This is a genomic window from Aureivirga sp. CE67 (genome assembly GCF_015767245.1).
GTDB lineage: Bacteria > Bacteroidota > Bacteroidia > Flavobacteriales > Flavobacteriaceae > Aureivirga.
Window position 1 is genome coordinate 442,237 of the sequence record NZ_JADOTV010000002.1, and the last position, 24,044, is coordinate 466,280.

Sequence of the window (24,044 nt, forward strand, 5' to 3'; positions counted from 1 at the left end):
TTGTTTGAAAATTGAAAATGAAATTGTTGTAATTGTTTTTTGCGAAAGGGATTGTAGTGAAAAGCTTTTCTTTTTCAAAAATTAGTGGAACTTGGCAAACGGAGGCGACCTAAGAAGCCCACGGCTTGCCTAGTGAACTTTTTTTGAAAAAGAAAACTTGAAACGGAAAGCCCGACCTGTAAGGTTTCGCCCAAATAATTTTTGTTTTTATAGTGTGGTCACGAGTTTCAAACTCGCACCAGCGATGACACTGGACACACTTTACATAAGTGCGTCAGGTTTTTTATTATAGATTTTGAAGAATATGATGAGATATAAACTCTTGCTAGCAACCGTATTTAGATTAATAACACACCTCTCAAGTGGGGAACTAGTAAATAAAAAAAAGGCTACAAATCTGTAGCCTTTTCTAATATTTTGAGTTGTTGTTTATTTTTTGAAAACATCGCCAGCATCTCGCCAAGCCCATTTTCCAACAATAGTTCCTTTGTGTAATTCTACGATTCCTGGGTTCGAACGAATCATTGTTTTTAGCATTGTTTCGTCTGCGAATAGGAAATTAAAAGGTAGTTCGTAATCTTCTTTGATCATGTTTGTGTCTTCTGTTGTACTTGCAGAAAGTCCGTAAACATGATATCCTTTTTTGATTGCTTCGTCTGCGATAGGTTTGATAGCGTCGAAACCTTCGAAATCACTTTTGTAGATGTCATAAGAAACAATTAGAAGTACTTTGTCTTGAGCTAAAATTGTTTCCGTTAAATCCTCATCTTCTGTTTCTAGTGAGAAATCGTGAATTGGGGGCTCTTCATCCGAACCTGGTTTATATTCCATGTCTTCAGGAATATTTGTTCCGATAGAATATGCTCTAAAATCTACGATTGGTAAATGATTTAATACGTGAGATGTTACGAAAAGAGAACCAACAAGCGCTAGAAGCGTAACGATTCCTGCAAAACCTTTACTGAAAACTGGTTTGATATGTTTGACACCAATAACCAAAATAAGGTTGAAGACTATTAAAATTACATTTTTATAGAAAGTTTCTCCCGTAGTAAGTTTGATCGCATCTCCAAAACATCCACAATCGGTAACCTTGTCGTAAGTATAGGAATACCAAGTTAGGAAAAGGAAAACGACCATCATCAGGAATAAACTCCAAACAGTAAATTTTCGAAGAAAACCGACTAGTAACATAATACCAAGAACGAACTCTGCTACAACCATAAAAATGGCAAAAGGTAGTGCGTAAGGAATTAAGAATTCTAAATTTAAAACGTCTTCGCTAAAATATTCTTGGAATTTATATGCAGAACCAAGTGGGTCTACCAATTTTACAAATCCAGAATAGATAAAAATAACTCCTACTAAGAGTCTTGATAAATGTACTAGTATTTTCATGTTTTATAGATTATTTATTTTCTTCGTGTAATATTAAAGCAAAAACAGAATAGTTTATCATGTCTTGATAATTGGCATCAATTCCTTCAGAAACGATTGTTTTTCCTTTGTTGTCTTCTATTTGTTTTACTCTTAAAAGCTTTTGTAGAATCAAATCCGTAAGTGAACTAATACGCATATCACGCCAAGCTTCTCCGTAGTCGTGATTTTTGTTTTCCATTAATTCTTTTGTGATTTTGATGTGCTTGTCATACAATTCTGTTGCTTCTTCTGTATTTAAGTCAGGAGCATTTGCAAATCCTTTTTCATACTGAATTAAAGCCATCACAGAATAATTAATAATTCCGATAAACTCGCTTACTTCCCCTTCATCTACTTTTCGAACATCACTTTCTTGTAATTGTCGAATTCTTTGCGCCTTGATAAAAATTTGATCCGTCAGAGAAGGAAGTCTCAAAATTCTCCAAGCACTTCCATAATCAGACATTTTATTAATAAATAATGATCTACATTTTTCGATTACTTTATCGTATTGTTCTGATGTATTTTGCATATAGCTTTAATTATTTCCGTAAATTTCGGACAAATTTAAGGATTATAAAAATATAAGTTTTTCATAAATGAAGAAGATAGCAGTATTTTGTGGAGCTAGCCAAGGTTTTAACAGTGTTTATACGGATGTTGCAAAGGAAGTAGGAAATTATTTTGCAAAAAATGATATTGGTTTAGTATATGGTGGAGGAAAAATCGGTTTGATGGGGACTGTTGCAGATGCAGTTCATGAAAATAATGGGCATACGATTGGAGTAATTCCAGAAATGTTGCGTCATGAAGAGATTATTCATGATAAAGTTTCGGAAATTATTGTCACTAAAACGATGAGTCAACGTAAAATCGAAATGAGTAAATTGGTAGATGGATATATTGCACTTGCTGGAGGTTTTGGAACTTTAGATGAAATTTTTGAAGCTTTGACTCTAGGACAATTAGGAATTGAAGAAAAACCTGTTGGATTTTTAAATACAAACGGATTTTATGATTCAATGTTAGAACAATTAGATTTAATGGTGAAAGAAGGATTTCTTCGTCAGCAAAACAGAGATATGGTTTTAGTAAGCGATTCTTTGGAGGATTTAATTGAAAAAATGTATGCTTATAAAGCTGAAAAAGTTAGTAAAGTAATTGATACTGCTGTAAGAAAAGAAAAATGAGAAGCATAAATTGTAAAGGAAAATTAATCGATTTGAATTCTCCAGTTGTGATGGGAATTCTGAATTTAACTCCAGATTCTTTTTATGATGGAGGAAAATATAAAGATGAAGAAGGAGTTCTTTCGCAAGTGAAAAAAATGTTGGATGAAGGAGCAACAATTATTGATATTGGAGCTTATTCCTCTCGTCCGAACGCAAAACATATTTCTGAAGAAGAAGAATTGAATCGAATAGTTCCAATAGTAGAACTTTTAGTAAAAGAATTTCCTGAAATTATTATTTCGATAGATACTTTCCGTAGTAGAGTTGCAGAAGCTTGTTTGGAAGCTGGAGCAGCGATTATCAACGATATTTCTGGAGGAGCAATGGATGATGAGATGTTGGATGTTGTTGCAAAATATGATGCGCCATATATTTTAATGCACATGAAAGGAACGCCACAAACAATGCAAAAAGATCCGACTTATGAAAATATGATTAAAGAAATTACTTTTTATTTTTCTGAAAAAGTAAATAGAGCTCATGGAAAAGGAGTGAATGATATCATTTTGGATGTAGGTTTTGGTTTCGGGAAAACAATAGCGCATAATTATGAATTATTGAAAAAAATGCGATTGTTCGATTCTTTCGAATTACCATTATTGGTTGGAGTTTCTAGAAAATCGATGTTGTATAAACCACTAGGTGAAACTGCACAAACTGCATTGAATGCTACAACAGTTGCAAATACCTTGGCTTTAGAAAATGGAGCCTCAATTTTGAGAGTTCATGATGTGAAAGAAGCTGTAGAGACTATTAAAATTTGGGAATTATATAATCAACATAATTAATAAGAATTAATCTGACGCACTTTTGTAAAGTGTGTCTATTTTATAAAAATAAGACCTATGAGATTTTTAAATAAAATCAAAAACACACCCCTAACCCCTCTCAAGAGGGGAACTTTTAAGTTTTTAATTCTTGCTGTACTTTTTGCAAGTTGTTCTAAAAAAGAAATCAAACTTCCTTTAATTGCAGAGAAAGGACAAGAAGAAATTTTAAACCACTCACAAATCTGGTTTTTCTTTGAGCAAAAAGAACAAGATACTGTGGTGAAATTGAATAAAAATAATTTAATAAAATCTACAAACTGGGTTTTCAACATTGACAAACGTTTTACTTTAAAACAAATTTTTTCAGATTTAGAAAAATATAAAATAAAGCATTTCGAAGAAGGAATGCATGAAGTAAAAGATAGCGTTGGAAATTATTTCAGTTATGCGAATTCTGTAGATAATAAATTAAGTTTTTTAAATTTCACCAATACAAAATATACAAACACTAAAAATTCTTTTGAAGATTTAGTAAATACAAGGTTGGATTCTAGTTTCTATGCAATACCAGTTTTAATTCAAAAAAAGGGAATTACTTTAGATCGTAAATCGATTGCTAAAGAAGATTTTAAAAATAGTATTGAAACTGAAATTGAAAAAAATAATACAAACAAGAAGATACAAATATCTCTATTTTTTGATGAAAATGTTTCTTACGGTGATTATTTAGACATCAAAGCACAAACCGATAAACTGAAAAAAGTAGGAGTAGAAATTAATGATACAGAATATATTTTAGAATAATGAAAAGCACCGTAAAGGTGCTTTTTTTATATGATATGTTGTTTGTTTTTAGAAAAATAGGAAAGAGATAAATACTAAAAATACAGATCCTATAGTCGCTAAAAACATGTAAATACTGTTTAGTAACAAGAATTTTGCGAATGTTTTGAAAAATCCTTGTTGGTAATATTTTTTCATTGCAATAAAAAGATATACCAAGAAGATTAAAAATGCATAAACTCCAGCGCTCCACATAGTGATAAGTTCTATAATCCCGAAAAAGATTAAAGTCAGAAATAACATCGTTTGTGTATGGAAAGCAAAAACTAAGTGTTCCATGTAATATCTTCCGTTTCGATAATAGAATATTTTTAAGAACAATGCGAAAAATGGTAGCATAAAAAATAGGAAAATCGAAGCAAAGGAAATGAACTTTTTAATCAGAGAATCTATATTTCTTCCTTGTGTGATATTGTAAAAATCCTTTGACTTATTATATAAAAAGCTATTAAATCTAGTGTGCTTAATATTTAAGCTATCTAAAGCTTGATCTACTGTCAAATCTGGGTGTGATCTACCATAATCATAAAACATTTTCATATGCCACTGATCATTTTGGTATTCAGCATCTTCTTTGTTGAAATGAAATTCTTTTTTCTTTCCTAAAGAATCTTGTTTTTCATTATTGACTATATCTTTATTTAGTTTTAATTGATCTAAAGTTTCGTATTGTACAAAGCTGATAATAATAAAATAAACAATACTGATACTGAAATAAAACTTATAAGGATTTACAAATCGAGCTCTTTTTCCAGAAACATAATCTCTAGTGATTTGTCCTGGTTTTGTAATTAATAAATAAAGAGATTTCCAAAGTTTAGAATCATAAGCAATGATACTTCCTAAAAATTCAAAAATTAAACGTTTGAATTTAAGTTTACTCTCAATATTTTTTTGCCCACAATTAGCACAATAATGATCATCAGGTCGAAGTGGATGACCACAATTTAGACAATGAGTTTCGATTACCTTTTTTTTCTTCTTCTTTTTAGGGAATTTAAAATTAGGTTTTGAAATTTTATCTTTAAGATTTGGGAATTTTAGTTTCGTTCGACGGAAATTAATCTTTCGTTTCATTAAAATTAGTTAATAGCTCCTTTGACTATCAATTGAAAAGTTGGGATGTTGACATTAAATTTTTGTGTAGTTGTAAAATTAATCATCTCATAATGTCCCTTCATCGCTCCAATTTTTGAAGTCAAAATACAGTGAGATTTATAAGTGAACTTTTCTTTAGGTTTCAAAATTGGTTTTTCCCCGATCACACCTTCTCCAGATACTTCTTCAACTTCATTTAATGAATCAAAAATGGTCCAATTTCTTCTTAGCAACTGAACTGTGTCATTGCTTTGATTTTCAATACTTAAACGGTACGAAAAAACATAGTGCAATTTATAATTTCTATAAACTGTACTTTCAAACTCTGTCTTGACAGATATTTTTATACCATTTGTAACTTGAAAAACCATAGCTTGTTAGAACACAAATTCAGTTCAAAGATAAGGATTTTAGGTTTAACTAATTTTGAAAAGTTTCAGAATTTGTAAGTCCCATACCAATCACTTTCGTATATCTACTTCCAAGTTGTTGATAATATACTAAAACACGATATAAATTATTTGTTTGATAGAAAGAACCATCAATTTCACAATTATTGATAAGTCCGTTATCATCAATTACACTATATCTATAGTTATAAAACCCTTGTTTCATCTCCATTTTTAGTTCATATAAACCAGATTCAGCATTAAATTCCATCTGATTTACATAATTATGCTTCCAATCATTGAAAGCTCCACTTACATAAATTCTTTTATTTGGATCTAATTCTCCATCAGTGTCTAAATAAAAATGAACGATAGAATAATCTGCTTCAATTCTTGGGTCTTCACCATCAAGAGTTCGAATTACAAAATTTCCATGAATTCCCGGATAATAAGTATAAGGTTGAAATTTTCTTTCTTTATCCACATATAAATAGGTGTTAAAAATATCATGCTCACCTCGTAAAGAACGATGGATATTTGAAGTTCCAATTCTAATTTGCTTTGAGTCAAACCAAAGAAATTCATTATTTGCCCAAAAGGTAGATTCTTTACCGTATTTATATATCAATTGACTTCCTCTATAATATTGTGGTTTTAAATTTTTAATGGCAGTGTTCCAATCATCATTTTGAAGAATCATTGTTTTGATTTCAATGTTTGGATTGTTTACATTAAACCCAGGATGATTAATTGTGAATTGTATATTTTGTTTTGAATCGATATACTTCACATCTCTAGATTTATAAACTGAAACTCCGACATTTACTCTTGGTTCATAAACAATAAAACGTTTTTCGAAAAGTGGATTTTCATCTTCATCCATAACCGTAATCACATAATTTCCGCTGATCAATAAAATCATATTATTGTTTGGAATTGTCAGTTGATAATGTGTGTAATCTTGGTAAGTGTTGAATGAAATTTCGAAGTTTCTGATTCTATCTTCCGTGTAACCATCAAGATATTCTGTTGTAGAAATATTTGAAGGTTCCCAATTAAAATCACAGTGTGTAATTTTATAATAATAATCCTTGCTATCTGCTTCAAGATCATCAAACGAAAGTCTGATTTTTTCTCCTAATTTGATAATTGGAGTATATTGATTCGTAGACATCGAACGTAAAATTACCGTTCTGATATTTTCTGGTAAAGGAGTATCTAATAGTTCTTGTGACTGTAAAGTGTTGAAAAATAAAAAGATAATTCCAAAACATAAAATTTTTATAGAACGCATATAATTTTAATTTTTTAGTTAGAAATGAAGTAGTACTATTATATATCAAACGTAAAATTACTAAAATCTTATGCAAAAAGTTATTAATTACTATTTAGAATTATTATAAATAATGATTTTGCTATGGATAAAAGAGGTTAAAAATTGATATAAAAAATTGAAAATGTATAAATTTGCGTGGTTTTTAAAGACAATTAATTCAAATATAAATATGTCACAAGACATTCGAATCAGAAAAGGCTTAGATATTAAGCTGAAAGGAAAGGCTGAAAAAGTAATTTCAGACGCACCACGTTCGAAGGACTTCGCAATTAAACCAACAGACATTCAGGGAGTTGTTCCAAAACTTACTGTCAAAGTTGGTGATAAAGTAAAAGCAGGTAGTCCGTTATTTTTCTCAAAAAGTAACGACAAAATTAAATTCTTATCACCTGTAAGTGGAGTAATTTCGGAAGTAGAAAGAGGTGCTAAGCGTAAGATTTTAGCGGTGAAAATCACTTCAGATGCTAAAAACGAGTACCACGATTTTGGTACAAAAAATCCATCTAATCTTTCAACTGCTGAAGTAAAAGAGTACTTGCTAGAGGGAGGATGCTGGCCATTTATCAAGCAACGTCCGTATGACATTGTTGCGAATCCAGCTGACGAGCCAAAAGCAATTTTTATTTCAGGAATTAATACTGCACCATTAGCTGCAGATAACTCTTTTGTTTTAGAAGAGGAGAAAGAAGCATTTCAAGCTGGAATTAATGCGCTTACAAAATTAACTACTGGTAATGTTCATTTATCAGTTGACGGTAATTCAACATCATTTTTAAATAATGTGCAAGGAGTTACATTACATAATGTAACAGGAAAGCATCCAGCTGGAAACGTTGGGGTACAGATTCACAAAATCAACCCAATTAACCAAGGAGAGCGTGTATGGACAATTGCACCACAAGATGTTGTTGTAATTGGAAGACTGTTCTTAACAGGTAAGTACGATGCTACAAGAACTATGGCTTTAGCAGGTTCTGAAGTAGATGTACCAAGATACCACAAAATCACTCAAGGTGAGAATGTTGCTGAATTATTAAAAGGAAAACTTTCTTCTGATAATGTTCGTGTAATTAGTGGTGATGTATTAACTGGAACTTCTATCGGAAAAGATGGATATTTCGGATTCTATGACAATCTAATTTCTGTAATTCCTGAAGGAAACTATTATAACTTCATGGGATGGGTACCGTTTACAAATAATACTAAATTTAGTATGTCTAAATTATTCTTCTCTTGGTTATCTCCAAATAAAGAATATGTTTTAGATACTAACCTTAATGGTGAAGAGCGTGCTTTAGTAGTGACTGGAGAAATGGAAAAAGTAATGCCAATCGATATCTACCCAATGCAATTATTAAAAGCTGCAATGATTGGAGATATTGAAAAAATGGAAAATTTAGGTATTTACGAAGTTGCCCCAGAAGATTTTGCCTTAATCGATTTTACGAATACTTCTAAAATTGAGGCACAAAAAATCATCCGTGAAGCTTTAGATATAATGATTAAAGAAGTTGGATAATGAATTTTTTTAGAAAAACACTAGATAAATATAAACCTCTTTTTGATAAAGGAGGAAAATATGAAAAGTTTGGTCCAGCATTTAATGGATTTGATACTCTTCTTTTCGTTCCAAATCACACTACTAAAACAGGAGCTCACGTTCGTGATGGTGTAGATTTGAAGCGTGTAATGATTACAGTTGTTGCTGCGTTAATTCCAGCATTGATCTTTGGTATGTGGAATGTTGGTTACCAATACTACAATCAATTAGATCCAAACAACATGCCTGGAATGATGGAATTATTAGGATATGGAGCTTTAAAGTTCTTACCAATGGTAATTGTATCTTATATTGTAGGTTTAACTATTGAGTTTGCTTTCGCTATTTATCGTGGACACGAAGTAAATGAAGGTTACTTAGTATCAGGAATGTTAATTCCTCTTATTATGCCAATTGATTTACCATTATGGATGTTAGCAGTTTCTGTTGCTTTCGCTGTAATTATTGGTAAAGAAGCATTTGGAGGAACAGGAATGAATATCTTAAATCCAGCATTAGTTGCTCGTGCATTCGCATTCTTCTCTTATGCTCCATTTATGTCAGGAGATAAGGTTTGGGTAACAGATGCAGGAGTTGATGGTGTAACTGGAGAGACAATCTTAGGTTCTTTAGCTGCTGGAAATAGTGCAGGATATTCTGTTTTAGATATGTTTATGGGATATATTCCAGGTTCTGTTGGTGAGACTTCAGTATTAATGATTCTTATCGGAGCTGCTTTATTATTATTCACTGGTGTTGCTAGTTGGAGAGTAATGGTAGGAGCTACAATTGGTGGAGCTGTAATGGGATTAATCTTCAATGCTATTGGAGTTAATGCTTTAATGGATTTCCCTTGGTGGCAACACTTATTAGTTGGAGGATTTGCTTTTGGAGTTGTATTTATGGCTACAGATCCAGTTTCTGCTGCACAAACAGCAAAAGGAAAATGGATTTATGGATTCTTCATCGGTTTATTAGCAATCATGATCCGTGTATTCAATGGAGCTTATCCAGAAGGAATGATGATGGCTATTTTATTAATGAACGTTTTTGCACCAACAATTGACCACTACGTAATTGCTGGAAACATCAAACGTAGAAAGAAAAGATTAGAAGAAAATTTAAAAGCAGCATAAATCATGGATAGAAATAGTAATTCATATACGTTTTTGTTTGCAATTATCATGGTTGTTGTGATTGCTTCTATTTTGGCTTTTTTAGCTACAGCTTTAAAGCCAATGCAAGATGCAAACGTAAGAAATGAGAAAATGCAAAATATTTTATCAACAATCGGAGTGAAGGTTGATAGAGATCATGCAGAAGCTGATTATAAGAAATATATTAAAGAATATTCTTTAAAGAAGGATGGAAGCATAGATAAAGAAGTTAAAGCTTTTAATATTGATTTAAAGAAAGAAATCAAAAAGGATCCAGAGGTTCAAAGATATCCTATTTATATTGCTGAGAAGGATGGAAAGAAATATTACATCGTTCCTTTATTTGGAAAAGGTCTTTGGGATGACATTTGGGGATACATTGCCTTACAAGGAGATAGAAATACAATTGTAGGAGCAGTATTTGATCATAAAGGAGAAACACCTGGATTAGGAGCTGAAATAGCAACGGATGTTTTTCAAAATCAATTTATAGGAAAACAAATCTTAAAAGAACCTAACGGAGATTATACAACAAACAACTTCGTTTCTGTAAAAACTGTTAAAGGTGGTGCTCCAATGGGAGATAAACACGGAGTAGACGGAATTTCTGGAGGAACAATTACTTCTGATAAACTTTCAGAAATGGTTGCAGAAAGGTTAGAACATTATTTACCATATTTTAAACAATACTAATCATGGCAGAAGAAAAAGAACCATTGTTTTCAAAGAAAAACAGAGCATTGTTATCTGATCCATTAAATGATAACAACCCGATTACCGTTCAGGTATTAGGAATTTGTTCGGCGTTGGCAATTACAGTTCAGTTAAAACCTGCTGTAGTAATGGCAATCGCAGTATTGTTCGTAGTTTGTGCAAGTAATGTTACAGTATCTTTATTACGTAACTTAATTCCAAGCCGTATTCGTATTATCGTACAATTATTAATTGTTGCGTCTTTAGTAATTATCGTAGATCAGGTGTTAAAAGCTTATGCTTATGATGTAAGTAAAGAGTTATCTGTATTCGTAGGATTAATTATTACAAACTGTATCGTAATGGGACGTCTTGAGGCATTCGCCTTAGGAAATGGACCATGGAGAGCTTTCTTAGATGGAATCGGAAATGCTGCTGGATATGGATTCATCTTAATCTTAGTTGCTTTCTTTAGAGAGTTATTAGGGTCAGGAAAATTATTTGGAGAAGAAGTTCTAGGACATAAAGGTAAACATATGCCTATTGATGCTGTTGGTCTTGATGAAGCAGCTGCACAATTATTAGATATGTCTACTGGTTTATATGCATTAGGATACCAAAATAATGGATTCATGTTATTATCGCCAATGGCTTTAATTACAGTAGGTATTATTATCTGGGCTCAACGTTACAAGAACAGAAAATTAATCGAGAAATAAGCCGTCAACAATTAATTATTAAAAGGACAACACTATGGAATTAGTAAATATTTTTATAAGAAGTATCTTCATAGACAATATGATCTTTGCATACTTCTTAGGAATGTGTTCATACTTGGCGGTATCTAAAACCGTTAAGACTTCTGCAGGTATGGGAGCTGCCGTAATTTTCGTATTATCGATTACAGTACCTATCAACTACTTGTTGAACGAATACGTATTAAAACCAGGAGCTTTATCTTGGTTGAATCCAGCATATGGAGTAGGAAGTAAAGATGAAATTGACTTAAGTTTCTTAAGTTTTATCATGTTTATTGCTGTAATTGCATCAATGGTACAATTAGTAGAAATGGTTGTTGAGAAGTTCGCTCCAGCACTTTACAATGCTTTAGGTATTTTCTTACCACTTATCGCAGTAAACTGTGCGATCTTAGGAGGATCATTATTCATGCAACAAAAAGATTTCTCAAACATTGCAGAATCATTCAGCTTTGGTTTAGGATCAGGAATTGGATGGTTTTTAGCAATTGTTGCAATTGCTGCTATTCGTGAGAAAATTACCTATTCAAATGTTCCAGAACCATTAAAAGGATTAGGAATTACTTTTATAATCACTGGTCTTATGGCTATTGGATTTATGAGTTTTTCTGGTATCACTTTATAATTAAATAAAAAATAAAAATGAGTACAATAGTAATAAGTATCGTAGCATTTTTAGGAGTGATTTTAGTTTTGGTAATGGTATTATTATATGCTAAATCAAAACTTGTTCCTTCTGGACCTGTGAAGATTAAGATAAATGGAGAAAGAGAGATCGAAGTATCATCTGGATCTACTCTATTAAATACATTAGGAAATGAGAAGATTTTCTTACCATCTGCTTGTGGTGGTGGAGGTTCTTGTGTACAATGTGAATGTCACGTTTTAGAAGGTGGTGGTGAAGCACTTCCTACAGAAACACCTCACTTTACTAGAAAAGAATTAGCTGGAGGAGTTCGTTTAGCTTGTCAGGTTAAAGTGAAAAATGACATGGAAATTACAATTCCAGAAGAAGTATTTGGAATTAAGAAATGGGAAGCAAAAGTTGTTTCTAACTACAACGTAGCATCTTTTATTAAAGAGTTTATCGTTGAGTTACCAGAAGATATGGATTATAAAGCTGGAGGATATATCCAGATTGAAATTCCTAAATGTGAAATCGATTATAAAGATATCGATATTACAGCACATCCAGAAGAGCACCCAGGAGAGCCGGAGAAATTTAAGGTTGAGTGGGATAAATTTGGATTATGGCCATTAAAAATGAAAAATGGTGAAAACGTAGAACGTGCATACTCAATGGCTTCTTACCCTGCAGAAGGAAGAAGAATTATGTTAAATGTTCGTATTGCTACGCCGCCATGGGATCGTAACAAAAATGGATGGATGGACGTTAACCCAGGGGTTGCATCATCTTATATTTTCTCTAGAAAACCAGGTGATACTGTAACAGTTTCTGGACCTTATGGAGAATTCTTTATCAACGAATCTGATGCTGAAATGTTATATGTAGGTGGAGGAGCTGGAATGGCACCAATGCGTTCTCACTTATACCACTTATTCAAAACATTAAAGACAGGAAGAAAAGTTACTTACTGGTACGGAGGACGTTCTAAGCGTGAATTATTCTACTTAGATCACTTCTATCAATTAGAGAAGCAATTCCCTAACTTTAAATTCTATTTAGTACTTTCTGAACCATTACCTGAAGATAATTGGGTAAATAAAACAGATGTAAATGATACTAAAGGAGATGGATTCACAGGATTCGTTCACCAAGCAGTAATCGATCAATACTTAACGAAGCATGATGCTCCGGAAGATATTGAATTCTATTTCTGTGGACCTCCTATGATGAACAACGCAGTTGTTAAGATGTGTGACGATTTCGGTGTACCACCAGAAAACGTACGTTTTGATGACTTCGGAGGATAAGAAAATTAAATTCTTTTATAGTAAAAAATCTCGATCAATTTTGGTCGAGATTTTTTTTTGGATTATTTCTAGATTTATATGAAGTAAATTATAGAAAATTAACACTTTATAAAGCTTTGTAATATTTAAATTATTAATTTTTAATACAAAAACTGTTTTTATAAATTGAGTCGATTTTAAAAAAATAAATATGGGAGCAGCGTACAAAATTCAAGTACAATCAAAGAAAAACGATTCAATTACTTTAAGAGTTTTAAAAATTCATCCAGATTATGAACTTATAGGAAAGCAATCTAATGACAAAGAACAATTTTGCCTTCAATTTGTATTAGAATCTTATGATGATTTGAAAAAATATGGACCAAATTCGGACAATTTTACACATCCAATGCAAGAGCAAATGGAAAAGTGGTTATTGTTGTCTGATGGTGAAAAAGTTGAATTGACCGCAGAGGAAACCAAAAAATGGGAAAACGAAGAGTTCTATACAAATCATCGTAGAATTGATGCAAGAATAGGAAATATGGATACTGGAGTTACGCTATGTATTGAGCCTGAATACAGACAGTTTTGTTTTGAAGCTCAAGATCATATTTTGAAACATAGTATTGAAGTTGTTGATGAAGATTTAGAAATGATCACTTTTCAAGTAAGTAACCCAGATATGATTTCACACATGGAGGTTGGTTTCACATGGGATTCTGCGGCCTATGACTATTGGAGTTATTGGGCATATGATGTGTATCCTAGATTAAAAGCAGCAGGAGTTTTTTAAGAGATCTTTTTCCAAAAGATTATATTTTAGTTTTAAATAGCAATTAAGACCAGTATTTTAAAAAATACTGGTTTTTTTATGTTTAAATGTTAGATTTGTAAAGAGTTGTTATAAAGATGAAATAAAAAAGATTAAACATGAAAATAATATTAGAAAAACAAAAAATTAGCATTGAAGAATTACAAGAATTTGAAGCTTCCATTAAAGAAAAATTAAATCTTCCATACGATATTGTATTACCAATAGCATATAAAAGACTTATTTTAAATTATAACGGAGGAGTGCCAGAAGAAGAGAACGAAGCTTTTCTTGGAGAATATATGATTGATTGTTTTTATTCTATAAAATATGGAAATAATGAAATTGTAAAATATCTAAAATATTTAGGGAATACTCCTTTTCCTAAAAATGCAATTCCAATTGGAGCTTCGCCAAGTAGTACTATTTATATGGAACTGAATGGAACCCTTATGGGAGGTGTGATAGGTCTTATGTATGATAATGGTGATTTAGAAGAATTAGCGGATTCTTTTGAAGAGTTTGTTGAAGATTTGGAAGAATATTCAGGTTGATTTTTACTCTATAAAAATAATTGATATGAAATTTAGAAAAGGAGTAGATAAGATGTTTAGAAAAGCAGGATGGTATCCTGGAAGAAATGTTCAAAAGAAATTTGACAAACTAAAGAATTTTGAAAAATTACCTGACTTTTTAAAAGAATTCTTGTACGAATATGGAGACTTAAGAGTAAAGACAATGCCTGTATTTGGTGATGATTTTGTTGCAACATGGCATCTGACATTTTACCTGTTTAAATCAATTAATTTTAAGACTTATTCAAATAAATATGCTTCTTATGGAAATGATTTGATAACGTATCCATTAGGGTATTATGATATGGATAGGTCAGTTGTGGAGTGTGATAAAGATGGAAGAATTTATATGGTTGGAGAAACGATCGTTTTACTTTCAGATAATTTTTATGAAGGGTTGAGCAAAATAATATGTGAAGACTACTCTGATATATTATATTGGGATTTTGAAAAAAAAAGTTGGGTGTCATATAGAGTTTGAAATTTTATAGAAAAGATTAAAATATTGCCTTGAACCTGAAGTTTTGATGTTCAAAATAAATTAAAAACAGCAATTAATAAATAATTGCTGTTTAAAAATCATTTCAAAACTAAACTAAATAAACTTTAAACTGAATTTTTACTTTGTCTTTAATAGTGCTATCCATTAATTCTGTAAGACTAAATAACTTTTCAGATTTTGGTCCAATTTTCCACTGTGTTCTATCAATGTAAAAAGCATTTGATGTAAGAATTAAATGTTCGTTTTCTTTTTTGATTTGGACAAGGAAAGAAATTTCATTTTCAATACCACGCATTTTTAAATTACCAGTAAGCATTCCGTCAGAAAAGTTGGTGATTTGAAAAGTTGCTTTCGGAAATTTTTCTGCTTCAAAAAAATCTGGATCGATAAGATGATTATAGATTTCTACATAATCTTCATCTTCTTTTTCCATGTCTGTTACTTCTAAATCTTTGATGTTAAATTCAAAAGTTCCTTTCGTGATTTTCTGATTCTGTAATTCCAAAAGCCCTTTAGAAATAGGAAAAATTCCAGTATGTCCTCCAGAAATTTGCTTTGCTTCCCAGTCCAAAACAGATTTTTTAGAAACAACTTTATAGATTCCATTATCGATTGTTGCTTCTTTTTTTACTTCTTTTTCTGTGGTTTTTATTTCGGATTGCTTTGGAGCTTCATCGCACGCTGCAAGAAATAATAGACCAAAAAAACCGATTAAGATTGTTTTTTTCATGATTATTTATAATTAAAAGTATAATATGCTTTGTTTTTATTTTGAGTTCTAACTTTTAGTTTTTTATAGGTTGGAATATCCATTTTTAAAGCTTTTTTATGTTCAATGATAATTTGTAAAGCTTCCTTGTTTTCAATTTTGTTTTGCAAATCTTCCATAGAAATCTGCTGAATTTTTCCTTGACTATAAAACTGACTTGAATAAGTTTTGTCTTCTAGGTAATAAAGCGGAATTTCTTCTACCGTATTTTTTAAAAGATATTTGTCCGACTTGATATAATATTCAAAATCTCCTGTCCATTTTGTAGAAATAAAAACCAGAATAGCTAAAAAAGGAATCAGAAAACCGATGCAGAATTGTGTTTTCTTATGTCTTATAGTTTTCCACCAATGCAAGATGAGCAAAGCAAAAGGCACCATAACAGGCAAAATATATGGATGGATTAAACTTTTAGAAACAGTGAAAAATATAGGCGTCCATAGAAACCATAAAAAAAGAAAACTAACCCAAGGTTTTTTTAGCAATTGCTTTTTGTGTGTCCAAAGATTTTTTCCGAAAGAAAAACACCAAGGAAGCGTGAAGAGAAGTAAGAAAATCCAAACAATTCCCAAAGGTTGAATTTTTGGAAACCCATACTTGTCTCCGCTCCAACTTGCATCAAAAAAACGTTTGAAATGTTCTCCAACGATGAAATAATTAATAAAACCTTCTGATTCTTTTTCAGCTAAATAATACCAAGGAATCGAAATGAATCCTACAATAAGAATTCCGAGAATCCACGGAAATTTTTTCCAAATAATAAAATGTTTTTTATGAATAATTGTCCAAAGAAAAAGTGGAGGAAATGTCAGAATAAATACGATAGGGCCTTTTGCTAGCAAACCAAAACCAAGTCCTACGAAAAATAAATATTTCCAATAATTCTTCGAATTTTTTTGCATCGTTTCCCAAAATGAAAGCATTGTTAGAACAACACAAAAAGAAAGACTAACATCTGTAGAAACTACACCTGTGTGCAAAATAAATTCTGGAATCGTTAATAAAATTAGACCAGGTAAGAAGAAAGGTAAGTTTTCTTTTTTAGCATATTTTCCAACTAAAAAAAGAATACCTATAGATAAAAGTAAAGCTGGAAGTCGGACGAAAAATTCGTTGTTTCCAAAAGCAGAAATACTAAGTGCCGAAAACCAAGTAGAAAGCGGAGGTTTTGCCCAAAACGGAATTCCATAATCTATTTGCGGCATGATCCATTGTTGCGTTTCTGCCATGATTCTAGCAATTTCTGCATAGCGAGCTTCCGTTTTATCCATGAAAGGAATCACAGCGTTTAGAAAAGCTCGTAGGAATAGAATGAAAATAACTAGCAGATTCACCATTTTGTTCGTTTTAAGATAAGGCATTTTCTAAAGCTTTTTTGTGGTTCTTTTCTGAAGTTTTGTATTTATTTTTGATTCGCAGTAAATCGAACCAGAGTTTGAAGAAATAAGAAAATTTGACTTTAGAATCGTCCGTATCAATCCAACTTTTTAATGGGATTTCTAAACAATTATTTTTGATTTCTTCTTGTCCTAAAGAATGAATGAGTCGATGGAAAATTTCGACATCAAAAAGCCATTTGGAAATAAATTTTTCTTGAAATATTCCGCTTACGATTTCTTTCGAAAAAACTTTGCAACCACACTGAGTGTCATAAACTTTGACTTTTAGTTGTAGAGAAATTAAAGTAGCAATAATTCTTCCTATGAAAAAACGGTAGAATTTTCGATCAATTTTGGTATCTAATTTTGCAATTCTTGAACCAAATGCAAAAGAATAATTTTCGTTTAATTTTTGATGAATTTCATAACATTCTTCCAAAGAAGTAGAAAGATCTGCATCTAGATAAGCGATGTTTCGAAACTCAAAACATTTTAGACAAAGTAAAATTCCTGCTCTTACTGCAAAAGCTTTTCCTCTATTTTCTTGAAGATTTAAAACTTCTACTTGGTCTGGAAATTTTTGCTCAATTGCTTCTAAAACTTCTTTTGTATTGTCGGAAGAACCATCGTTTACAAAACAAATAAATCGACTTAAATCGAGAGATAAATATTTTTCAAATAAATCAACCTGTAGTCGATTTGCTTCGTTGAAACAAGGGATAACGATTATTAATTCATGATTAAATTGCATTCTTTGAGGTTTAAAATTGTCAAAAACTTTGCAGCAAAATTAAAACCCAAATTCAGTCAAAACGAGTTCAATAAGTCCTGAAAACAGATGTCGAACTTATTTGAAACGAATAGAAATGAAATGTTTATGAATTATCGTCTTTTTTCTCCAAACTCTTCTTAAAAGCATTTGGAGTCATCCCTTTTTCTTTTTTAAAACATGTGTAAAAAGAGGTTTTGGAGCTAAAACCAACCTCGAAAGCAATACCTAATAAAGTGTAGTTTTTATATTTTTCGTCTTGAAGATAGTTGATAAATTCTTCCACACGATATTTATTCAAAATGTCTTGAAAATTTCCACCAAGATGTAGATTCAAAATTTCAGATAATTGTTGCCTAGAAATTCCCAATTGTTTTGCAACATCGTTTACTTTGATTTCTTTGTTTTTAAAGATTTTTTCCTTTTCAAAAAGATCTAGAATTCGTTGCTTTTCTGTTTCAATAGTATCTTTTTTTAGGTTGGAACTTTTATATTTCTCCAATTTAGGTTTTGGCAAAACAGATTTCGGATTGATGATAAAATTGAAAATAATAATATAGAAAAGTAAAACCGACAAACCGATGATTCCATAACTTTCGATAAAAGGAATGCTATCGTGTTTTTGATAAAGAATATCTGCCAATTTTTCAACCAAAAAAATAATAGTATAAGGAATCAGAAAATATAAAACCCATTTTTTCTCTGCTTTTTTGTAGGTAATATATATAGTGTTCACCAAATAATAAGAAATTACCAACATGATTGGAATTCGCATGATCACTGACGTAAATGCATTTTCAATAAAAAAGACATTTTCAAAAATTTCAAAAACGGTGAATATTAAATAAGGGATAAAATAGACAAAATCTCTTTGATCGAATTTCTTTTTATCGGAATATTGGTATTTGATAAATAGAAAGAAAAAAGTAATAAACAATAAATCGTAGAAAAAAAACCAATGCGCATCTTTCACAAAAAGATTGTAATCATCATCGCCTATTGCATAACCAACAATGGAAATTATAAGTCCAATTAAAAGCCAAAAATTTACTGGTTTGAATTCTTTTTTTTGTCTTATCAAAATTAATAATAAGAATAAACCTTGAAGAATGGCAATAATTTGGATTGTTTGTAACATAGATTTTGTCGAAATTTAAACTAAGATACTTAAGAATTTTAGGATTCTATTTATAATAACGATTTAAAAATTTGCAAAAATACTATTCAGCTCAAATTATGGAAATTAAAAAGGTTCAGAAAACAGATTTCGAACTTTTTTAAAATTTAAACCATTGATTTTTATTTATTTGTGATTTTTGTGAAATTGCTCTGTATTTCTGTTATTTTTCTCTGGAACTTAATTTTTTTAAGCTTTTGAAGATTTTCTATTTTGATTTTTTAAATTGCTACTGTAAAAAAATGTTGGAAAAGCTGATGTTTTAAAAATTATAAAACCCACGAAAAAATGAACTTACTATGGAAATGTATTCTTTGTTTTCTTGTTTGTGTTAGTGTAGTTGCACAAGAGAAAAAATTGAAAGGAGAAGTTTTGAGTCTTGGAGAAAGATTAGAAAATGTACATATCAAAAACAAAACGACTAAAGTGGTAACTACAACAAATGAAGAAGGTATTTTTGAAATACAAACAAAAGCTGGCGATACTTTAAGTTTTTCCTATGTTGGTATGGAGAATTTGATTTTGATTGTAAGAGAAAGGTATTTTGAGAAAGAGCTTTATCAGGCAAAAATGCGACCAATTATCAATGAATTGAACGAAGTAGTTTTATACAATGCTCCAAAAGTAGATGCGGTTTCTTTAGGTATTGTTCCAAAAGGAAAAAAGAAACCAACGGTTGCAGAAAGAAGATATAGATTAGCTACTACAGGTCTAATTGATCCGATAATTAATGCGATTAGTGGAAGAACAAAACGGATGAAAAAACATTTGGCAGCAGAAAAAAAAGTGATGAAGTTTAATTATTTGAAAGAAAATTATTCTGATTTTTTACAAGAAGAACTAGACTTGACAGAGGAAATTATAGATATGTTTTTGAATTATTTGGTTGATAAAAATGAGCTTCGAATTTCTATAAATAATGAAGAAAGAGAGGAAATTCAATTTTTTATGGTCGGAAGTTGGGTGGATTTTAAAGAGACAGAGCATTTTAAAAAATATTTAGAAGAAAAAGAAAAATAGGAGAGGATTTGATAAGGATTTTTTGATTTGAAGGTTTTAAAAAAGATTGTTTTAATTGTGAAACTATAAAAGCTATGAAGCACAAACAGATTTTAATTTTAGTTTTATTTTGTTCCTTATTTCAGATTTCTTGTAGTAGAAATGAAGAAAAAGAAATGATGAATAAACTTCTTGAAGAAGAAATAGAAGTTCAATTATTAGAATTAAATACCAGATCTATTGAGTTTTTTGATAGAAATATGGATTTTTCTATGAAAGAACAAATGAAAAATTTAGATGATTTTTTTACTTATAAAAAAGAACTAAACGCTATCTTCTCATCAGACAATAGACACAGAGATTTGCTAAAAGAGAAAAATTATTTTCTAAACAAAATTCCTGAGAAAAATACTTATCGATTAAGGAATTTTCTAAATTATAGTTATGCATTTTTAGAAAAAAATCTTCCTTTTAAGACGAAAGAATTATTATTAAAAAGTAATTTAATTCAGGAAGCACATTATTATTGTGAAATAGATAATTCCACACGCATGCAGCCAATTGAACCTTTTGTACTTTCTTTGATTAGTGATGCTAAAAATAACAAGAAAAAAATAACTCCTATTACTTGGTATCCAACATTTAGTGAAGCTAATGAGATTTCTTTTTCTTATCATGAAAATGAATGGTTTAAACTAGAAAATAAAAATTGTAAAGTGTTTTCTGAAATCGAAATAAGTCCACTTGATTCAGGAATTTATAGAATGAATGGAAATGTTGTTTATTATACAATTAATGGAAGAATCAATCTTCCGATAGATTATGATTTAATAATTAAATAAGCTATGAAAAATAAAATATTATTCATTGGAATTCTTTTGTTTTCATTTGTTTTATTTTCATGTGATGAGAATGAAAATCAGAGAGAAGAAACAATTCAATTTCTTTCAAAGCAATATGAAAAAAGAAAAGAAAAATTAGATTCTTTAATAAAACTTCGTAGATATGCAAGGGAATTATATAAAAGCAATAAATCGATTAGTCCTAAAGAAAGAGTCTTAGAGAGATTTCAAAATGATATTTTTTGGGATGAAGTTTACAATGAATATCTAATGAAAATAGATTTGAAAGATTCTTTATTTTCTGAAAAAGAAAATGCTTTTCGGTTATATTCTGCTTTTTTCAAAAAGACAAAATTTAAAACAAGAACAAAGTTTAATTCTTTAAAGGATTTAGAAGTGTTAGATGATAAGTTAATTGTTTTAAAGCTGAAGTTAGATGTTTTAAATGCATATTTAGAAGCTTTTGATGCATTTGTAAATAAAAAACATTATGATAATTTTCGTAAAATAGAAGAAAAGGTTGCCACGAATCCATATCTGAAATATGAGTTAATCGAACAGGAATCTGGAGCTTATTCAGTATTTCTAGAACAAGAAGAATTAACAAAAAGTAGCTTTATTAGAAATATTGAAATTGAAGAAATTGTAAACCAAAACGGAGTTATTGTTACACCAAAAATCGATATTCATTATATTTTGGGATATGGTTTTATTTCCAATAATTTTAAACCAGAAGAAAATGATAAACATAGATTTAAAGCTAAATTTGATAAAGAATCATCAGAGATATTTTTACTTAGTAGATAAGTTGTTATTTTCTTCTTTCATTCCAGAAATAAAATAAACATTGTGTAGTTTTTTTCTTCGAACTAATAAATAAACTGAAGTTGTTGCATTTGCTAGGATACAAGAAATTGGATACATAATTGTTGTTAGCGTATAATTTCTTAGCGCAAAAAGAGATAAGATTTGAGTTACATTTGACCAAGTGTAAACTGTCAGACCTTCTTGTAATGGTTTGTTCCAAGATTTTCTCATTGTAGGAATGTATGCAATTAGGTTGACAACACTAACGATAAGTTCTGAGAGAAAAGGTGTTTTTGTTAGCATCCACGCCGGGATTGCTATGATTGAACTTATGAATAAAAACCAATCTATTTTAGTGATTTTTTTCTCACCATTAGAAATACAAAGAATTGTGATTACAAGACACAAAGTTGCATTCATTAAAGTAGGAACAGCACCCCAATAAGCTCCACCTTTCCACTGTCCACCAGCTGCGATATAAGTTTGAATAGTCCAAATAATCCATGTGAAAATATGAGGTTTTATTTGCTTTTTTATGATTCCATAGATATAACCGTAGTTTCCCAAAATCAAGACAAGAACTGCAATTATGGAAAGACTTTCTTTGGATAATAAAAAAGATAAATAGAGCAAATTATAGAAGATTTTAAGAGTTCATTATTAAAATTAAAACAAAAGATTTAGTTCTACAAATTGCTTGAAAGGATGTGGAAATGGAAGAATAAAAGAGTATTTGAATGAAAAAAAAATGAATTCTAGAATAAAATTACTAGAAGTAATAATTAGTTATTAATGTTAAAAAAAAATAGAATAATTAATTTATTGGCATTATTGTTGGTATTGTTCGATTTTTATTAACGAAAATAGATAAGCTATGAAAGCAAATTATTTTATCAGATTCATTTTAATGTTATTAATAATACCAGCAGTTTCTTGTTCAAGTGATGATGATGGAAATCAAAAAAAAGTAGAGAGTATTGTTGGAAAGTGGGCTATTGAAGCTAGTATTATAAATGATGTTCAAAAAGAATATGAACACCAAATAGGCTGTGAAAAAGATTACTATGAATTTACAGTAGACAATTTATTTACCATAGTTGGACATGAAGAAAATTGTTATGTTCCAAATAGTGGTATTTATGTAGATTATATTGTAAATGACAACAAATTATTGGTTTATAGTGAGGAAGATGATGAAATTTACATAGATGCCACTTTTTCTATTGAGGGTAACATTTTAGAAATAATTTTCGACACAGAAGATGGTGATATAATAGGGATTTTTAAAAAAATGTAAATATTAAAATTAAACTCAATGAGAATTCATTGGGTTTTTTTATAAAAAAAATAAACTTATGAAATTTATAAAAAATACTTTGGTTTTTGCTTTTGTCTTTTTGGTTACTTGTACTTATGCTCAAGATACGAATAAGAATAAAGGTTTTTTCAACATTACAAAAATAAGCTATATCAATGCATTCAGTAGTAAAGAAAAGATAGAATGGCCAGATGCAACTGCAAATTATGATTATGACTCAAAAGGTAGTCATGCTAAATCTTTACAAACAATAAATGGATTCTTTTTATCTGAAAGATTTTCAATTGGTGTAGGAATTGGTTTAGATAGATATGAAAAACCAGGATTTAATTCTATTCCATTATTTGCAGATTTTAGATGGTATTTGTCTAAAGAAAAAAACTCATTTTACGCTTATACAGATCTTGGAATGACTATCAAAACAAGCTCTGCTCCTGGAGGATTTATGGGAAATATTGGAGCTGGATATAAATTCAATCCTTTTAATAAATTGTTTATTGTGACGGATATATTTTATACAAATAAGTATTTGAAATCTGAAGAAGGATCTGCAAAAAAAACTCTAAATTCAAATGGAGTTGGAATTAGTTTAGGAGTGTTGTTTTAGAGTAATTTAAGATTGTTGTTTTTTATTATTTAAAGTTTTGATTATTGAAGTATTATGATAGATATTTTTTATATTAGATCTTTAAAATTTTAAAAATATGAAAAAGATATTATTATCATTAGTTTTAATGATGACTGCATTAATTGGATTTTCTCAGGAGAATAAGAAAGATAAAAATTATTATTATGATAGAAGTATACCTTATAATAGTATTCACGGCTTTTTCATAAAAAAAGAGTGATTCCAAAAAAATGATATTTTTGTTTCGCCAAAAATCAAAATACATCATGAAATCACTCAAAAAAACGAAATTAAAAGATACTATGAAGAATTGCAA

The 24,044-nt window shown here is 30.0% G+C and carries 27 protein-coding genes; 17 read left to right on the forward strand and 10 right to left on the reverse strand.

The annotated features are described in order from the left end of the window. Positions 1-429: 429 nt before the first annotated feature. Both I0K12_RS05785 and I0K12_RS05790 read right to left on the reverse strand, forming a co-directional pair. Positions 430-1,398, reverse strand: a complete 969-nt coding sequence (locus I0K12_RS05785; protein ID WP_196886095.1) for a BT_3928 family protein — start codon at positions 1,396-1,398, stop codon at positions 430-432. A 10-nt stretch (positions 1,399-1,408) separates the two neighbouring features. Then, positions 1,409-1,951: a DUF1599 domain-containing protein gene (locus I0K12_RS05790; RefSeq protein WP_196886097.1), complete on the reverse strand. Its 543-nt coding sequence runs from the start codon at positions 1,949-1,951 to the stop codon at positions 1,409-1,411. Positions 1,952-2,018: 67 nt separating this feature from the next. Here I0K12_RS05790 and I0K12_RS05795 point away from each other — a divergent pair, with 67 nt between their 5' ends. The 3 genes from I0K12_RS05795 to I0K12_RS05805 are packed head-to-tail and all read left to right on the forward strand — an operon-like array spanning position 2,019 to position 4,225. Further along, entirely contained in the window at positions 2,019-2,609 is a 591-nt protein-coding gene (locus tag I0K12_RS05795) for a TIGR00730 family Rossman fold protein (RefSeq protein WP_196886099.1), read from the forward strand. Then, positions 2,606-3,439: a dihydropteroate synthase gene (folP, locus tag I0K12_RS05800; protein WP_196886100.1), complete on the forward strand. Its 834-nt coding sequence runs from the start codon at positions 2,606-2,608 to the stop codon at positions 3,437-3,439. Before I0K12_RS05795 ends, folP begins: the two co-directional genes overlap by 4 nt. A 57-nt stretch (positions 3,440-3,496) precedes the next feature. Continuing rightward, the gene (locus tag I0K12_RS05805; RefSeq protein ID WP_196886102.1) at positions 3,497-4,225 is read left to right on the forward strand and encodes a hypothetical protein; all 729 of its coding nucleotides are present in this window, start codon (positions 3,497-3,499) and stop codon (positions 4,223-4,225) included. Positions 4,226-4,273: 48 nt separating this feature from the next. Here the strand turns inward: I0K12_RS05805 and I0K12_RS05810 are convergent, their stop codons facing one another. The 3 genes from I0K12_RS05810 to I0K12_RS05820 are packed head-to-tail and all read right to left on the reverse strand — an operon-like array spanning position 4,274 to position 7,045. Further along, positions 4,274-5,341, reverse strand: a complete 1,068-nt coding sequence (locus tag I0K12_RS05810) for a DUF3667 domain-containing protein (RefSeq protein ID WP_196886104.1) — start codon at positions 5,339-5,341, stop codon at positions 4,274-4,276. 5 nt (positions 5,342-5,346) lie between these two features. After that, positions 5,347-5,733 carry a Co2+/Mg2+ efflux protein ApaG gene (apaG, locus tag I0K12_RS05815; protein WP_196886106.1) on the reverse strand — a complete coding sequence of 129 codons (387 nt, stop codon included), beginning with the start codon at positions 5,731-5,733 and terminating at the stop codon, positions 5,347-5,349. 49 nt (positions 5,734-5,782) lie between these two features. After that, on the reverse strand, positions 5,783-7,045 hold the full coding sequence (locus I0K12_RS05820) for a type IX secretion system plug protein domain-containing protein (protein ID WP_196886108.1): 1,263 nt from the start codon (positions 7,043-7,045) through the stop codon (positions 5,783-5,785). A 211-nt stretch (positions 7,046-7,256) separates the two neighbouring features. On the opposite strand from I0K12_RS05820, the gene I0K12_RS05825 reads away from it, so the two are divergent. The 9 genes from I0K12_RS05825 to I0K12_RS05865 all read left to right on the forward strand — a co-directional run bounded on the left by I0K12_RS05825 (position 7,257) and on the right by I0K12_RS05865 (position 15,019). Beyond that, positions 7,257-8,606, forward strand: a complete 1,350-nt coding sequence (locus I0K12_RS05825) for a Na(+)-translocating NADH-quinone reductase subunit A (RefSeq protein WP_196886145.1) — start codon at positions 7,257-7,259, stop codon at positions 8,604-8,606. Continuing rightward, positions 8,606-9,763 carry an NADH:ubiquinone reductase (Na(+)-transporting) subunit B gene (locus I0K12_RS05830; RefSeq protein ID WP_196886110.1) on the forward strand — a complete coding sequence of 386 codons (1,158 nt, stop codon included), beginning with the start codon at positions 8,606-8,608 and terminating at the stop codon, positions 9,761-9,763. The genes I0K12_RS05825 and I0K12_RS05830 overlap by 1 nt, the downstream gene beginning before the upstream one ends. A 3-nt stretch (positions 9,764-9,766) precedes the next feature. After that, positions 9,767-10,477, forward strand: coding sequence for an NADH:ubiquinone reductase (Na(+)-transporting) subunit C (gene nqrC / locus I0K12_RS05835; RefSeq protein WP_196886111.1), 711 nt, complete (start codon positions 9,767-9,769; stop codon positions 10,475-10,477). A gap of 2 nt (positions 10,478-10,479) precedes the next feature. Further along, entirely contained in the window at positions 10,480-11,196 is a 717-nt protein-coding gene (locus tag I0K12_RS05840; protein WP_196886112.1) for an NADH:ubiquinone reductase (Na(+)-transporting) subunit D, read from the forward strand. Between the two features lie 34 nt (positions 11,197-11,230). Beyond that, the gene (nqrE, locus tag I0K12_RS05845; protein WP_196886113.1) at positions 11,231-11,860 is read left to right on the forward strand and encodes an NADH:ubiquinone reductase (Na(+)-transporting) subunit E; all 630 of its coding nucleotides are present in this window, start codon (positions 11,231-11,233) and stop codon (positions 11,858-11,860) included. Positions 11,861-11,877: 17 nt separating this feature from the next. After that, a complete protein-coding gene (gene nqrF, locus I0K12_RS05850) occupies positions 11,878-13,170 on the forward strand; it encodes an NADH:ubiquinone reductase (Na(+)-transporting) subunit F (RefSeq protein ID WP_196886114.1) in 1,293 nt (430 codons plus the stop codon). 190 nt (positions 13,171-13,360) lie between these two features. Beyond that, positions 13,361-13,945 carry a hypothetical protein gene (locus I0K12_RS05855; RefSeq protein ID WP_196886115.1) on the forward strand — a complete coding sequence of 195 codons (585 nt, stop codon included), beginning with the start codon at positions 13,361-13,363 and terminating at the stop codon, positions 13,943-13,945. A gap of 137 nt (positions 13,946-14,082) precedes the next feature. Next, a complete protein-coding gene (locus I0K12_RS05860) occupies positions 14,083-14,517 on the forward strand; it encodes an SMI1/KNR4 family protein (RefSeq protein WP_196886116.1) in 435 nt (144 codons plus the stop codon). Positions 14,518-14,542: 25 nt separating this feature from the next. Beyond that, positions 14,543-15,019 carry an SUKH-3 domain-containing protein gene (locus tag I0K12_RS05865; protein ID WP_196886117.1) on the forward strand — a complete coding sequence of 159 codons (477 nt, stop codon included), beginning with the start codon at positions 14,543-14,545 and terminating at the stop codon, positions 15,017-15,019. A gap of 109 nt (positions 15,020-15,128) precedes the next feature. Here the strand turns inward: I0K12_RS05865 and I0K12_RS05870 are convergent, their stop codons facing one another. The 4 genes from I0K12_RS05870 to I0K12_RS05885 form a co-directional block, all read right to left on the reverse strand. Next, positions 15,129-15,770 carry a YceI family protein gene (locus I0K12_RS05870; RefSeq protein WP_196886118.1) on the reverse strand — a complete coding sequence of 214 codons (642 nt, stop codon included), beginning with the start codon at positions 15,768-15,770 and terminating at the stop codon, positions 15,129-15,131. A 2-nt stretch (positions 15,771-15,772) separates the two neighbouring features. After that, positions 15,773-17,170 carry an ArnT family glycosyltransferase gene (locus I0K12_RS05875; protein ID WP_196886120.1) on the reverse strand — a complete coding sequence of 466 codons (1,398 nt, stop codon included), beginning with the start codon at positions 17,168-17,170 and terminating at the stop codon, positions 15,773-15,775. Continuing rightward, positions 17,157-17,939 carry a glycosyltransferase gene (locus I0K12_RS05880; RefSeq protein WP_196886122.1) on the reverse strand — a complete coding sequence of 261 codons (783 nt, stop codon included), beginning with the start codon at positions 17,937-17,939 and terminating at the stop codon, positions 17,157-17,159. The genes I0K12_RS05875 and I0K12_RS05880 overlap by 14 nt, the downstream gene beginning before the upstream one ends. 124 nt (positions 17,940-18,063) lie before the next feature. Then, entirely contained in the window at positions 18,064-19,095 is a 1,032-nt protein-coding gene (locus I0K12_RS05885) for a helix-turn-helix domain-containing protein (protein WP_196886124.1), read from the reverse strand. Positions 19,096-19,422: 327 nt separating this feature from the next. Between I0K12_RS05885 and I0K12_RS05890 the strand changes: the two genes are divergently transcribed. From I0K12_RS05890 to I0K12_RS05900, 3 genes are all read left to right on the forward strand, one after another. Continuing rightward, positions 19,423-20,154, forward strand: coding sequence for a carboxypeptidase-like regulatory domain-containing protein (locus tag I0K12_RS05890; protein WP_196886126.1), 732 nt, complete (start codon positions 19,423-19,425; stop codon positions 20,152-20,154). 74 nt (positions 20,155-20,228) lie between these two features. Then, a complete protein-coding gene (locus tag I0K12_RS05895; protein WP_196886128.1) occupies positions 20,229-20,975 on the forward strand; it encodes a hypothetical protein in 747 nt (248 codons plus the stop codon). Positions 20,976-20,978: 3 nt separating this feature from the next. After that, the gene (locus tag I0K12_RS05900) at positions 20,979-21,782 is read left to right on the forward strand and encodes a hypothetical protein (protein ID WP_196886130.1); all 804 of its coding nucleotides are present in this window, start codon (positions 20,979-20,981) and stop codon (positions 21,780-21,782) included. Here the strand turns inward: I0K12_RS05900 and I0K12_RS05905 are convergent. Then, the gene (locus tag I0K12_RS05905; protein WP_196886132.1) at positions 21,768-22,415 is read right to left on the reverse strand and encodes a hypothetical protein; all 648 of its coding nucleotides are present in this window, start codon (positions 22,413-22,415) and stop codon (positions 21,768-21,770) included. The genes I0K12_RS05900 and I0K12_RS05905 overlap by 15 nt on opposite strands. A 241-nt stretch (positions 22,416-22,656) precedes the next feature. Here I0K12_RS05905 and I0K12_RS05910 point away from each other — a divergent pair, with 241 nt between their 5' ends. After that, complete coding sequence (locus I0K12_RS05910; protein ID WP_196886134.1) at positions 22,657-23,079, forward strand: hypothetical protein; 423 nt, start codon at positions 22,657-22,659, stop codon at positions 23,077-23,079. Positions 23,080-23,137: 58 nt separating this feature from the next. After that, on the forward strand, positions 23,138-23,707 hold the full coding sequence (locus I0K12_RS05915; protein ID WP_196886135.1) for a hypothetical protein: 570 nt from the start codon (positions 23,138-23,140) through the stop codon (positions 23,705-23,707). Positions 23,708-24,044: the final 337 nt, after the last annotated feature.

What these genes read in the sequence shown, in the direction of transcription:
- I0K12_RS05785 (WP_196886095.1), bottom strand. Translation starts at nt 1,398, where the DNA reads ATGAAAATACTAGTACATTTATCAAGACTCTTAGTAGGAGTTATTTTT.
- I0K12_RS05790 (WP_196886097.1), bottom strand. Translation starts at nt 1,951, where the DNA reads ATGCAAAATACATCAGAACAATACGATAAAGTAATCGAAAAATGTAGA.
- I0K12_RS05795 (WP_196886099.1), top strand. Translation starts at nt 2,019, where the DNA reads ATGAAGAAGATAGCAGTATTTTGTGGAGCTAGCCAAGGTTTTAACAGT.
- folP (WP_196886100.1), top strand. Translation starts at nt 2,606, where the DNA reads ATGAGAAGCATAAATTGTAAAGGAAAATTAATCGATTTGAATTCTCCA.
- I0K12_RS05805 (WP_196886102.1), top strand. Translation starts at nt 3,497, where the DNA reads ATGAGATTTTTAAATAAAATCAAAAACACACCCCTAACCCCTCTCAAG.
- I0K12_RS05810 (WP_196886104.1), bottom strand. Translation starts at nt 5,341, where the DNA reads ATGAAACGAAAGATTAATTTCCGTCGAACGAAACTAAAATTCCCAAAT.
- apaG (WP_196886106.1), bottom strand. Translation starts at nt 5,733, where the DNA reads ATGGTTTTTCAAGTTACAAATGGTATAAAAATATCTGTCAAGACAGAG.
- I0K12_RS05820 (WP_196886108.1), bottom strand. Translation starts at nt 7,045, where the DNA reads ATGCGTTCTATAAAAATTTTATGTTTTGGAATTATCTTTTTATTTTTC.
- I0K12_RS05825 (WP_196886145.1), top strand. Translation starts at nt 7,257, where the DNA reads ATGTCACAAGACATTCGAATCAGAAAAGGCTTAGATATTAAGCTGAAA.
- I0K12_RS05830 (WP_196886110.1), top strand. Translation starts at nt 8,606, where the DNA reads ATGAATTTTTTTAGAAAAACACTAGATAAATATAAACCTCTTTTTGAT.
- nqrC (WP_196886111.1), top strand. Translation starts at nt 9,767, where the DNA reads ATGGATAGAAATAGTAATTCATATACGTTTTTGTTTGCAATTATCATG.
- I0K12_RS05840 (WP_196886112.1), top strand. Translation starts at nt 10,480, where the DNA reads ATGGCAGAAGAAAAAGAACCATTGTTTTCAAAGAAAAACAGAGCATTG.
- nqrE (WP_196886113.1), top strand. Translation starts at nt 11,231, where the DNA reads ATGGAATTAGTAAATATTTTTATAAGAAGTATCTTCATAGACAATATG.
- nqrF (WP_196886114.1), top strand. Translation starts at nt 11,878, where the DNA reads ATGAGTACAATAGTAATAAGTATCGTAGCATTTTTAGGAGTGATTTTA.
- I0K12_RS05855 (WP_196886115.1), top strand. Translation starts at nt 13,361, where the DNA reads ATGGGAGCAGCGTACAAAATTCAAGTACAATCAAAGAAAAACGATTCA.
- I0K12_RS05860 (WP_196886116.1), top strand. Translation starts at nt 14,083, where the DNA reads ATGAAAATAATATTAGAAAAACAAAAAATTAGCATTGAAGAATTACAA.
- I0K12_RS05865 (WP_196886117.1), top strand. Translation starts at nt 14,543, where the DNA reads ATGAAATTTAGAAAAGGAGTAGATAAGATGTTTAGAAAAGCAGGATGG.
- I0K12_RS05870 (WP_196886118.1), bottom strand. Translation starts at nt 15,770, where the DNA reads ATGAAAAAAACAATCTTAATCGGTTTTTTTGGTCTATTATTTCTTGCA.
- I0K12_RS05875 (WP_196886120.1), bottom strand. Translation starts at nt 17,170, where the DNA reads ATGCCTTATCTTAAAACGAACAAAATGGTGAATCTGCTAGTTATTTTC.
- I0K12_RS05880 (WP_196886122.1), bottom strand. Translation starts at nt 17,939, where the DNA reads ATGCAATTTAATCATGAATTAATAATCGTTATCCCTTGTTTCAACGAA.
- I0K12_RS05885 (WP_196886124.1), bottom strand. Translation starts at nt 19,095, where the DNA reads ATGTTACAAACAATCCAAATTATTGCCATTCTTCAAGGTTTATTCTTA.
- I0K12_RS05890 (WP_196886126.1), top strand. Translation starts at nt 19,423, where the DNA reads ATGAACTTACTATGGAAATGTATTCTTTGTTTTCTTGTTTGTGTTAGT.
- I0K12_RS05895 (WP_196886128.1), top strand. Translation starts at nt 20,229, where the DNA reads ATGAAGCACAAACAGATTTTAATTTTAGTTTTATTTTGTTCCTTATTT.
- I0K12_RS05900 (WP_196886130.1), top strand. Translation starts at nt 20,979, where the DNA reads ATGAAAAATAAAATATTATTCATTGGAATTCTTTTGTTTTCATTTGTT.
- I0K12_RS05910 (WP_196886134.1), top strand. Translation starts at nt 22,657, where the DNA reads ATGAAAGCAAATTATTTTATCAGATTCATTTTAATGTTATTAATAATA.
- I0K12_RS05915 (WP_196886135.1), top strand. Translation starts at nt 23,138, where the DNA reads ATGAAATTTATAAAAAATACTTTGGTTTTTGCTTTTGTCTTTTTGGTT.